12 protein-coding genes are annotated in these 10,726 nt (G+C 60.6%); all 12 read right to left on the reverse strand.

Features of this window, described 5'->3' with window-relative positions; translation table 11 throughout:
- Position 1 precedes the first annotated feature (1 nt).
- The 12 genes from QP828_RS03195 to QP828_RS03250 all read right to left on the reverse strand — a co-directional run bounded on the left by QP828_RS03195 (position 2) and on the right by QP828_RS03250 (position 10,624).
- Complete coding sequence (locus QP828_RS03195; protein ID WP_274733498.1) at positions 2–829, reverse strand: amino acid ABC transporter ATP-binding protein; 828 nt, start codon at positions 827–829, stop codon at positions 2–4.
- On the reverse strand, positions 826–1,590 hold the full coding sequence (locus QP828_RS03200) for an amino acid ABC transporter permease (RefSeq protein ID WP_274733497.1): 765 nt from the start codon (positions 1,588–1,590) through the stop codon (positions 826–828). The genes QP828_RS03195 and QP828_RS03200 overlap by 4 nt, the downstream gene beginning before the upstream one ends.
- Entirely contained in the window at positions 1,574–2,233 is a 660-nt protein-coding gene (locus tag QP828_RS03205) for an amino acid ABC transporter permease (RefSeq protein ID WP_126135654.1), read from the reverse strand. Before QP828_RS03205 ends, QP828_RS03200 begins: the two co-directional genes overlap by 17 nt.
- A 127-nt stretch (positions 2,234–2,360) precedes the next feature.
- Positions 2,361–3,284, reverse strand: a complete 924-nt coding sequence (locus QP828_RS03210; protein WP_274733495.1) for a transporter substrate-binding domain-containing protein — start codon at positions 3,282–3,284, stop codon at positions 2,361–2,363.
- A 914-nt stretch (positions 3,285–4,198) separates the two neighbouring features.
- Positions 4,199–4,501, reverse strand: a complete 303-nt coding sequence (locus QP828_RS03215) for a HigA family addiction module antitoxin (RefSeq protein WP_274733493.1) — start codon at positions 4,499–4,501, stop codon at positions 4,199–4,201.
- Positions 4,473–4,751, reverse strand: coding sequence for a type II toxin-antitoxin system RelE/ParE family toxin (locus QP828_RS03220; protein WP_274733492.1), 279 nt, complete (start codon positions 4,749–4,751; stop codon positions 4,473–4,475). The genes QP828_RS03215 and QP828_RS03220 overlap by 29 nt, the downstream gene beginning before the upstream one ends.
- A gap of 43 nt (positions 4,752–4,794) precedes the next feature.
- Positions 4,795–5,955, reverse strand: a complete 1,161-nt coding sequence (fni, locus tag QP828_RS03225; protein WP_274778571.1) for a type 2 isopentenyl-diphosphate Delta-isomerase — start codon at positions 5,953–5,955, stop codon at positions 4,795–4,797.
- Complete coding sequence (locus QP828_RS03230; RefSeq protein ID WP_274735109.1) at positions 5,952–7,037, reverse strand: phosphomevalonate kinase; 1,086 nt, start codon at positions 7,035–7,037, stop codon at positions 5,952–5,954. Before QP828_RS03230 ends, fni begins: the two co-directional genes overlap by 4 nt.
- A complete protein-coding gene (gene mvaD, locus QP828_RS03235; RefSeq protein WP_274735108.1) occupies positions 7,034–8,008 on the reverse strand; it encodes a diphosphomevalonate decarboxylase in 975 nt (324 codons plus the stop codon). Before mvaD ends, QP828_RS03230 begins: the two co-directional genes overlap by 4 nt.
- Entirely contained in the window at positions 8,005–8,985 is a 981-nt protein-coding gene (gene mvk, locus QP828_RS03240) for a mevalonate kinase (protein WP_126135649.1), read from the reverse strand. Before mvk ends, mvaD begins: the two co-directional genes overlap by 4 nt.
- 246 nt (positions 8,986–9,231) lie before the next feature.
- On the reverse strand, positions 9,232–9,456 hold the full coding sequence (locus QP828_RS03245; RefSeq protein WP_274735107.1) for a hypothetical protein: 225 nt from the start codon (positions 9,454–9,456) through the stop codon (positions 9,232–9,234).
- Between the two features lie 46 nt (positions 9,457–9,502).
- Positions 9,503–10,624: an IS1249 family transposase gene (locus tag QP828_RS03250; RefSeq protein WP_274734633.1), complete on the reverse strand. Its 1,122-nt coding sequence runs from the start codon at positions 10,622–10,624 to the stop codon at positions 9,503–9,505.
- Positions 10,625–10,726 lie beyond the last annotated feature (102 nt).

Below are 10,726 nucleotides of genomic sequence, written 5' to 3' on the forward strand. Positions count from 1 at the left end.
CTCAGTCTACCGGCTCAAAAACGAATGTCTTGAGGAAGGCGCGGGCGCGCGCCGAGGCAGGACTGGTGAAGAAGCGCTCGGGGCTATCGATTTCCACGATCTTCCCGGCATCCATAAAGACCACGCGGTCGGCAATGGCCCGCGCAAAACTCATTTCGTGGGTGACGAGCAGCATCGTCATCCCACCGCCGGCTAGCTCCAGCACCACATCCAACACTTCGCGCACCATCTCCGGATCCAGCGAGGCGGTGATTTCGTCCAGGAGCAGCACCTCCGGCTCCATCATGAGGGCACGCACAATCGCCACCCGCTGCTTCTGCCCGCCGGAAAGCTGGCTGGGGCGCGCATCGGCGCGGCTCGCCAAGCCGACGCGGTCGAGCAACGCGAGGGCGCGTGCGCGGGTGGGGCCGGTGGGTGCCTTGCGTACCACGCGCGGGGCGAGGAGCAGATTCTCGAGGACCGACAGGTGCGGGAAGAGCTCGTAGTTCTGGAAAACCATACCGATGCGGGCCCGCGCCGCGGTCCAGTCCGTGCCCGGTTCCGCGAGGTTCTGTTCACCGTAGGAGATGCTGCCGGATTGGATATCCTCCAGTCCGTTGATGGTGCGCAGCAGCGTGGATTTGCCGCATCCAGATGGGCCGACGACGACAACAACTTCGGAGGGCGCCACTTCCAGCGAAATACCTTGGAGGGCATGCACGCCATTTGGGTAGGTTTTGTCGACGTCGACCAAACGCAGCGTTTGTACATGCCAGGCCGCGCCACGCAAAGCGAGCGGGCTGGGTGCGAGGGCAGGGTCAAGGGGCTGCGAATATGCCGGGCTTGTCATAGTGCCAGTTTCCTTTCCAAGTGGCGCGAATAAGCGGAAATCGTGTAGCAAACCACGAAGTAGATGAGGAAGACCGCGCCGTAAATCCACAGTGCGGCATCCGGGTAGTCGAAGCGTTCCCGGTCGATAATCGACTGGGCAACTTTGAGGATTTCGATGACGCCGATGAGGGAGACGAGCGCCGTCGTTTTAATCATGCGGGTTGTGAGATTGACCGTGAGGGGGATGAGCTGGCGGATCGCCTGCGGGAGAATCACGTGGCGTTGCAGCTGGCGGGTGGAGAGCCCGAGCGCACGGGCGGATTCGTATTGGTGGGCGGGTACGGCGGCAATGGCGCCGCGCACCAGGTCCCCCATCTCCGCCGTCCCCCACAGGGTGAAAACGATAATCGCGGCGAGCTCGCCGGACATATCGAGGTGGAAGGTGCGGGTGGAATCGAAGTAGACGATGAAGAGGAGAACCACTTGCGGGATGATGCGTAGCACCTCCACGTAAGCGCGGGTGAGGAAACGGACCAGGCGCGAGCGCACGTCCATGACCAGGCCCAGGAGGGTGCCGAAAACGAGGGAGAGCGCCATTGCGATGAGGGCGATGCGCACTGAAACCCACAGCCCTTGGAAGAGGAGGGAGATATTTTCCGGGTCGAGGAGCGGGCGCCAGCCTTCCCCGCCGGTGGTGGAGGTGGTGGGCGTGAGGGCGTCGGGCGGCGTCGTTACATACGCGGATACGGAAGCGAAGGTGGCGTTAGCGAACGGCAGCATAGCGGCGCATCCTCCCTTCCAGCCAGCGTGCCCCGAGGGCCACGGGAAGCAAAATAATTGTGTAGCACACCGTCAGGAGCAGGAGGGATTCCTGCGTGGTGGATTGCAGGCCCATGTGTTCGCGGGCCAGGTACATGAGGTCCGGAACGGCGACGACGTACACCACCGACGTCTCTTTGACGAGGAAAATAATATTCGCGGTGAGCGCCGGCATCGCTACCGCAACCGCCTGCGGGAGCAGTATCCGGGTGAGAACCTGGCGGCGGGTAAGCCCGAGGGCAAGGGCAGATTCACGCTGGATACGCGGCACCGAGTCCAGGCCGGAACGGAAAGCTTCCGCCATATAGGAGCCACCCAGGAAGGTCAGCCCGATAATCGCACAGGTTTCCCCGGTGAGGGTAAGTCCAATTTTCGGGAGGCCGAAATAGAGAAAGAAAAGCTGGACAAGGAGCGGGGTATTGCGCGATAGCTCGATGTAGACAGCCACGAGCTGGCGTGCAATAGGAACCCGGAAATGCACGAGCGCGGCGCACACCCATCCGAGGAGGAGGGAGGCGGCCACGCCGATGGCGCCGATGCGGAGCGTGACAAGCATGGCCTGCATATACAGGGGCCACGCTTCGCTCAGTACTGATAGATCCATGAAATATCCTCGCTGGGGTTTGGCTGTGCTAGAAGTTCTCTCCGCGGCGCGGGCCGCCCGCTCGGTTCACGGCGGGCGGCCGGTTGAGGCCATTAGGACGGCCCGCGCCTGCGGGAGGAGGGAACTCTTAGCGAGCCCCGCCTTCGATCACGAGTTCATCGGGCGAGATCGCGGTGCCGTAGACCGGGGCGAGGGTCTGCTCGAAGTTCTTGTGGAAGAAATTCTCTTTGCCCAGCTCCACAAGGTTGTTATTGATCCAGTCGCGCAGCTGGGTATTCCCCTGCTGGACAGCCGCCGCGATGGTGGATTCTTCTCCGAAAGAGGAAATACCTGTCACGAAATCCTTGTTTTGTTCGGTGAAAGCAAGGGCCTCGGTGTTGTCTGTGATCCACACGTCCCCGCGCCCATCGGTGAGGGCATTCGTGGCTTCGGTGTACTGCTCGTACTTCGTCACCTTCCACTCCGGATGGTTGGCGGTAATCCACGCGTCCTGACTGGTGCCCTTGACGATAATAATATTTTTATTCGCGAGTTCCGTTTCCGAACGCACCGGGTTCTTCGCGCTGGAAACAGCACCGAAAGATACCTTCATGTACGGGTTGGCGAAGTCCACCTGCGCGGCACGTTCCGGAGTCACCGTGAAGTTCGCGAGGATAATATCAACCTTCCCGGATTTGAGGAATTCCACCCGCGAGGAGGCATCCACCGGGACCCATTCAACCTTGACACCCAGGTCTTTACCGATGCGTTCCCCGTAAACGATGTCGTAGCCTTCGTAGGTGTTTTTCCCAACGAGAGAGCCAAAAGGTGCCTTATCAGCAAAGGTGCCGATCTTGATGGTTCCGGCTTCTTTGATCTGTTCGGGGGTGCGGGCCCCCACGGTGGCGCTTTCTGCGCCGGCCCCGGAACCGGAGGCAGTACCGGCGGCGGAGTCACCCGAGCCGGATATATCCGGGCTAGAGCACCCGGTAAGGGCCATGGTGAGCGCCGCCAGGGCGGAAAGCCCGCCCAGGACGCGACGACGAATACGTGAGGTTTGTGCAGATGCCACGGTTCTTCCTTACTTGGTGTTGGGTTGACCGTGGATAATGCGGGATTTTGGGAACGAGACGCAAGGCCGTGCCACCGCGGACATCGCATTATCCACAATTGTGCTAATCCCCGGGAATCGAGCGCCGGGGTGCCGCTTGTCCGCGCTGGCTATCCGAAAATGCCCGGCCGTTAGGTATGAGGGCAGCTAATTTTCGGGTTCCGCTGGCGAACTAGCGACAGCAACACATGCAACACATGGGGCACATGCAGGTACGCACGCAGGCACCGCGCATCGCGGTGTGCATCTGAGTGGTCCTGTTCGCCATGGGAATTACGTTAGGCGCTCGCCGCCCAGAAATCCAGTTGAGGAAAGAACCACCTCTGTGGGACATATCATAAGCCGGTGTGGGAGTGGGGTTATTAGGGCAGGTCAGATACGGTGTCGGTGCGGCGTCGTTTTACAGGGACGCAACGCTGAGATGCGGCAACCTCACGTACCTCAGCAGTCACATGAGCCTCGGCGGGAGACGGTATGTTTTTCACAGCTGTACTTCGCATGTCGTACGAGCGCAGTACAGTTCCCGAGAACTACCACACGAAAAGAGCGAGTAATACCATCCGCTACGTCGCGTCAAAGAGAAGAGGATTTGACGGTCATCACATTACCTTTTGATCTGAATGGATTACGCGCAATGCGTATCCGCAGATCTCGGCCTTTACTACTTTTTACATCTTATACATCTTAGGAAGACGGATCGTTGGGTGCGGCATCGCTATCGCGTGCGCCCGGCAACAGCACTGCGTGAGCGCGCCCCCAAGAGTCGAAACTTTGCAATGACGGCAAATACGCTCACGAATCCACCCACTAGCCAACCAGGGCCTGCAGTTTTGGTTACACTAGGCGTGCAGATTCAACTCGCGCCTAACAGTAAATTAGGCAACAAGCGGATTAATACTCTCGACTTCAGATGCATCAAAAGAGAGAACGTCAAAATCGCGCTGCAAATTCACCCAAAATTGCGGGGTTGTCCCGAGAGCCTTCGATAACCTAAACGCCATAGGAACACTGATAGAACGCTTACCGGAAATAATCTCCCCAATGGCCGTTTGAGATGCCCCAATAGTCTTGGCGAGGCGGTAAGGAGTGATTCCCAGAGGTTCAAGAAATTCTTCTTTCAGAATCTCGCCCGGGGTCGAAAGATACTGGTTAGTGGTAGTCGCAGAAATAGACATCATAAGCCTCCTGTGTTTCATTATCCCAGCGGAACACAACCCGCCATTGATTATTCACGCGGATACTCCAATACCCGCGAAGATTACCCGAAAGTGCCTCAAGTCGGTTTCCCGGCGGCTGGCGAAGATCGTGCACACTTCTCGCAGCGTTCAACATCTGCAATCGCCGGGTAAGTTGTTTTTGCAAACCGGCCGGATAACGCCTCGGGTAGGGACCTCCTCGGAAGAAAGCGTACAGATCAGGATCGCGCACTCTCATTTCTCAATACTAACGTGGTGCGAGAGTATTAGCAATGCTATATATCTGTTGCATGACACAAACTCGTGTGCGCCGCACCACGCCGCGCGTACGACTCAAGATCGACGCCGCGCAGCCGGGCCCGTTCGGCCAGCTCCCCGGTAATGAACACCTGGCACTGCCGCGCCGCACTGACCGTCCGCACCCCGAGCAGCGCCAGCAGCGCGCGCACCTGATCGCGCCAGGAACGCAGCCCAGCCACCGCAGCGGCCTCCCCCTGGATAGCCAGCTCGAGGAATTGGCGAGCCACGCCAGCCGCCCGGGCACCCAAAATAAGCGCACGGACGACGTCGAAAGGAGTGCGCACCCCGCCCGAGGCCAGCAGGTCAAGCCCGCTTTCGGCCTCCGCTTCGAGGAGGCAGAGCGGGGCGGATTGGCCAAATCCATCCAGGTAGGAGTACTCGCGCGCTTCCCGCCGGGAGTTTTCAATACGGGCGAAGTCCGTGCCGCCCACTCCCCCGACGTCGACCACCTGCACACCTAGATCCGCGAGAACACGTTGCGTTTCCCGCGAGATCCCGAATCCCACTTCTTTGACGATCACCGGCACTCCGGCCTGCGCCACGATTTCTTCCACCGAGGCACGCCAGCCGGAAAATTCGCGTTCCCCTTCGGGCATAACAATTTCTTGCCCGGCATTGAGATGGAGCTGGAGTGCGTCCGCTTCCAGAAGTTCAACCACGCGCCGGGCATCCGCGCCGCTGCGCCCCACCCCAATATTTCCCATGACGAAACCGCGCGGATTTTCTTCCCGAATCACGGTAAAAGAAGAAGCCGTGCTCGGATCATCAAGGGCCACCGAGGCGGACCCACTTGCCATCGGCACGCCTACCTCCCGCGCCGCGATGGCCAACACTCGGTTAATCTTCCCGGTTGCCTCCGTGCCCCCGGTCATCCCGTTGATATAAAAGGGCACCGGCCAGCTAAACGTCCCGACCCGGGTAGACAGGTCCACCGCCGCCACATCACAAGCGGCCAAAGCGTGGTGAACAGGGTTCACACAGTCGAAATCATTGCGACGGATTTCCTGCGCACGCGCCAGGGCTACGTGCTCGTCTTTGCGCGCCGCCCGGGAAGTATCCTGCCGCGCACCAACCCCATCGCCCGCACCGCGCGAATCTCTAGCCCCAGCCGCGCCGGCAGCATTCGCCGGGCTCATCCTTCCACCACCGTAAGGTCGAGCGGTTCGACGCCACCTGCGCGCCAGCCCCGATATACCGCGTCTTTATCCACATCGCTTCCTACCAGGGCGATCCCGCAATCACCCCCGCCAGCTCCGGATGATTTGGCAGCTCCCCCCAGCCCGGCGGCGACGTCGCACAAATGAGTCAGGCTCTCGGTTTCGATAGTGATACCCGAGCTGGCGCCCAGCTGGCGCAGAAGCCGGCGCGCGGCGGTAACCTCGGCACCGATGCGGCCACCAGTGCGCAACTGGGTGGCCAGGCGCTCCACTACATCCTCGTATTCGTCTAGGAAACCGGGGAAGTAGGCGCCGCGAGAACGAGCCTGTACCCCGGAAACCAGATGCTCGGTGGAGGCAGGCAAGCCGGTCCACCCCACCAGGAGTTCTTCGTGGACGGGAGCGGGCAGCGATTCCACCGCCCAGCAATCCCACGCCGGGGCGTTCAACGTTTCGGTCACGCTGTGGCTGCGCGCGTATTCGCTCAGGCCCGCGCGGTCCGGGGAACGGTAGTAGACCCAACCGCGGTAGGTGGAGGCGGCAATATCCCCACCCGAGGCCCGCGGGGCCCGCTCCAAAACGGAAAGCAGCGCGATCTTATAGCGTTCCTCCAGGGTGAGTTTGAGATGGTAAAAACGGTTGAGCACATCCACGATTGCTACCGTTACCGCGGCCGAGGAACCCAGGCCGTATTTGCGGCCGTCCTCTTCGACCAAACCGGAGGTGATATCAAGGTTGTAGTGGCGGGCCTCGAGGCCGCGTTCACTGCGCAGCGCCTCAACAGTGCGGATCGCATTGGCAGCGTAATCGGAGCCAATATCATCAAAAACAGGGAGCGCGTTTTCGTGGCGCCAGTAGAGAGGTGCGAAACCGTTGCCGTGCGAACGTACCAGCCCGGAGCCTTCCGCCGGGGTAAGAACGACGTCGATAAAACGGTTCACCGCGATAAGAATCGCTGGCCGGCCGGCCTCCACCACGGCGTACTCCCCCGCGATATAAAGCTTGCCCGGCGCATTGGCATGGATGCGTACGGGAGCCTCCTGCATCTCTGTTTCGCTCACAACACCTCCCGGTGAGACTCCGGCTCCTCCACGAGGTAAGCACCGTTCCCCGCGTGAGCAATGCTTACTTTGCCGAGGGCTTCAGCGTGGCGTGCCACTTCGGCGGCGAGCTCCGGGCGGGTTAGGAGCACCACGTTCGGCCCGGCATCCGCGGTGGCATACACATCCAAACCCACCCCGCGCAGAGTGCGGGCCAGCTCAAATACTCGCCAGGACGCGGAAGTGAGGTAATGAATCGGCGGTTCGGAGCTCATAATGAGAGCGTGCATACGCAGCGCGGAGAGCTCGGTGAGCTCACCAATCCGCTGCATATCCCCCGCCTTGCAGGCATCCACCATCTGAGCGGCCATATCGCGAGTGGATTCCACCCAGCCGCAGTAATACGGCGAGGTAGCGCGGGTGGTAACCATCGCTTCCCGGGAGGTAATTTTCTTGTGAGCAGTGTTTAATACCACCGAGACCATGGCCAGCGGCGGAGCCGAGATTTCTTCGGCAAAAGATTCTTCATCCGTACCGGCGTGCCAGAGCGCCACCCCGCTAATAACCGAACGCGCGGCAGATCCCGAACCGCGCCGGGCCAGGCGAGAGAGCTGAGCGGTGTTCACATCCATTCCGTATTCGGTGGCAGCCGCGAGCGCCAGGGCCGCGAACCCGGAGGCCGAGGAGGCCATTCCGGCGCCCGTCGGTGCTTCATTATCGCTGATGACCAGCAGTTTTTCGCTACGCCCGGCCTGGTCGCGTATCACATCGAGAACCCGCTCGACTCGGGCAAGCGCTTTTTCACTCGCTTCCTGGCCGTTGAGAATGAGTCGATCACGGTGGGAAGTGGGGGCGAGGCGGGCTGTCGTCGTCGTCGGAAAAATATCGAGTGTAAGGGAAACGGAAGGTGCGGCAGGGAGCATGAGCTCGTCATCCGCTTTGCCCCAGTATTTGATGAGGGCGATATTCGGGTGGGCGCGCGCGGTGCTCATTTGCTGGCCTCCACCCAGGTAGACCAGGCGTTAGCTGCGCCGGCTGCACTCAGCGCCGCGGCGATGTCTTTCGCGTGAGCACTGTTCTCCGCCAGGGCGATAACGCACCCGCCGATCCCACCGCCGGTCATCTTCGCGCCGAGCGCGCCAGCACCGTGAGCAGCGTTTACAAGAGTATCGAGTTCCGCGGAGGAAACGCCCAGCTGCGCGAGGGTAGCATGGGCGCGCCACATATTCTCCCCCATGCTCGCCCAGTCCCCCGTTGCGAGCTGCATTTCCGCATCCGCCGCGTATCCGGCCAGGCGCGCCACCAGGGTCTCCACTTTCGCCGGGAACTGTTCGCGCAGCTCACGGACCGAGCCGACGGCTTGCCGTGTAGCTCCGGGAACCCCGGAATCACCGATAACCACGTGGAGGGGGCGCGCCACGATCAACGGAGTGACGTCTGGGCGCTGGAATTTAATAACGGTATCGGCGACGACGCCATGCGCATCCATCCCCGAGGGGCGCCCGTGGGCCACCCGTTCGGCCACCTGGATGAGGAGGAAACGCTCGGCTGGTGAGAGGCGCACCCCCGCGGCATCGGCAATGGCCGAAACAATCGCGGCAGCGACCGCCGCTGAGGAGCCGAGTCCGCGCTCATAAGGAATATCGGAATAAATGGTGACGTGGGCGGAGCTGCCCGGGGCCACGAAATCAAGCCCGGCGTCGATAGCCGCGACCACGGGGCTCAGGCGCTCCGGTGCGGAAGCGGCCGGGCCACGATAAAGTTCGGAACTAATCGTTGATTCGCCAGTGGTGATGGTGGCGTTGGCGATAACGGGAAGCACATGAACGGGAAGAGAAATTGCCGGGGCACCGTAGACCACGGCGTGTTCGCCGAATAGGATCGCCTTGCCGTGCGCGCGGCCGACCCCGATACGTACCTTGGGGATACGGGTTTGGGTATCGAACGCGAAGGATTGCGATTGGCTCAACTGTGCGGCTCCTTGTCACGGCCGCGAGCGGCCTACCTGTACTTGCCCTGCTGCGCGGGGCAGGGCTCCGCGCTGGTCATTCCCCTATCGTACCGAGAATTTGGTGACGTGACGGTGAGGATAGCGCGCGCCACGTTATGCCGAGCGCGTTGCCCCTGCCTCAAGCACGGCCCGCCGCGCACAATATTCACGCCGCGGGCGAAATGGTCCAACAAGCAAAAGAGGCGCAGACGAGATGCGTAACTATCATCTACCCCGTTGATCACCTGTTTTCCCTCCGCGCTCCTCGCTCCGCCCCAGCCAGGCAAAACACCCGATGCCGAGGAACCACAGCGGGAGGGTGTAGAGGATATATCGGGAGCCATCATCAAAGAAAAACAGCACAAAATCCGCGATGCTCGCGAGCGCGATAGCGAGGATTCCCACCCAGGTCAGCACACCGCCGCGGTCTTTCTTCTTACGCTTCGCCATCGAGGCTCCTCTCCCGGGCTATAGGACAAAATGTGTTGGTTACGGTTTAGTAGGTTGGGTTCCATTTAGTCCCGTTGTGTAGATCGGTCCATTCAATACCCGTCCCCCACATCTCGGCCTCGGCCTGTGCTTGGTGACGCTCACGGGCCCGAGCGAAAAGGGCAGCGATCTGCTCATCACTGACCGTCTCGCGTAAGACCTGCCCAGCACTGCCCGGGTTCTCGGTATGGCGTTGACACCACCACAACACTGCCTTGACCTGGTGGAGCAGGCTCATACCCCGATGACGGCGCAGCATCGCCCGTAGCGCCGAGTTAATCTTTCCCTCGATTAGATTCGAGGTAGCAGGAATCGGGTCGTCTTCCACGACCAGTGCGGGCTCTAGGTAGGTGAATAGTGTCTGGTTACCTACCAGTGTGTTCAGCGAGTTACGCGCCTTCAGGAGGCGGGCGTGCGTGTCAACGATCCGGCCATCACTAAGCCGTGTTTTCTCTGCCAGTAGTGTTTTCCAGGTCTGGTTCCACACTCTTAGACGCTCGATCCATTCGAGTGCTTCCTTGCGGGTGGAAATGCTAAGCAAGTCTTTAGCTAGGCCGTAGAGCTCGACACCGGCCTGGGTACGCGCCCTGGTCGTGGTATGGCGTTTCACGGTACAAAAAGCATGGTACGTGCAGCGTTGGACACGGGTGGTGGGCCAGGCATGCTTGACAGCACTGGCGATCCCGCTTCCTCCGTCACATACCACTACGTCCGGGGCTGCGATACGGGAGAAAAGCGCCGTCCAGGCAGCGGTGGTCTCGTTTCTAGCCACGTACCAGCCCAGTACGTGTGTTTTTGTGCAGGCTATTAACACGGCCAGGCGGTGGGCAAGGTAGATCCCGTCAACGAAGATGACGTGGTGGTGTTCTTTCACGGTGGTATGGACCGGCCAGAGTTTCCATAGCGGAGCGAAACGGCGTCGCAAGGAGCGTCCCTGGCCTGGGTGGTGGCGGTAGGTGTATTCGCCTAGCAGGTAGTCCCAGAAGGCTGTGAGGTCGCGTGCTGTGGTGGTGTTATGTCGGGTCTGTGTGGTTTTGCAGTGCGGGCAGTAATAGCGCGGTTTCCCGGTCGGGGTTGTTCCCCATTTCTGGGTGGGGTGTGTGCATGTTTTGCATTTCGGATTCGGCATTTACTTATTTAAGCCGAGTCCGAGTCCTGGTTTGTGGTGGTGTGGTGCGGGAAAGTCGGGGTTAAACCAACACGTTTTGTCCATCCAAAAACTCGAGTCAAA

Origin of the sequence: Actinotignum sanguinis (assembly GCF_030230305.1) — a bacterium.
In the GTDB taxonomy this organism is placed as follows: Bacteria; Actinomycetota; Actinomycetes; order Actinomycetales; family Actinomycetaceae; genus Actinotignum; species Actinotignum sanguinis.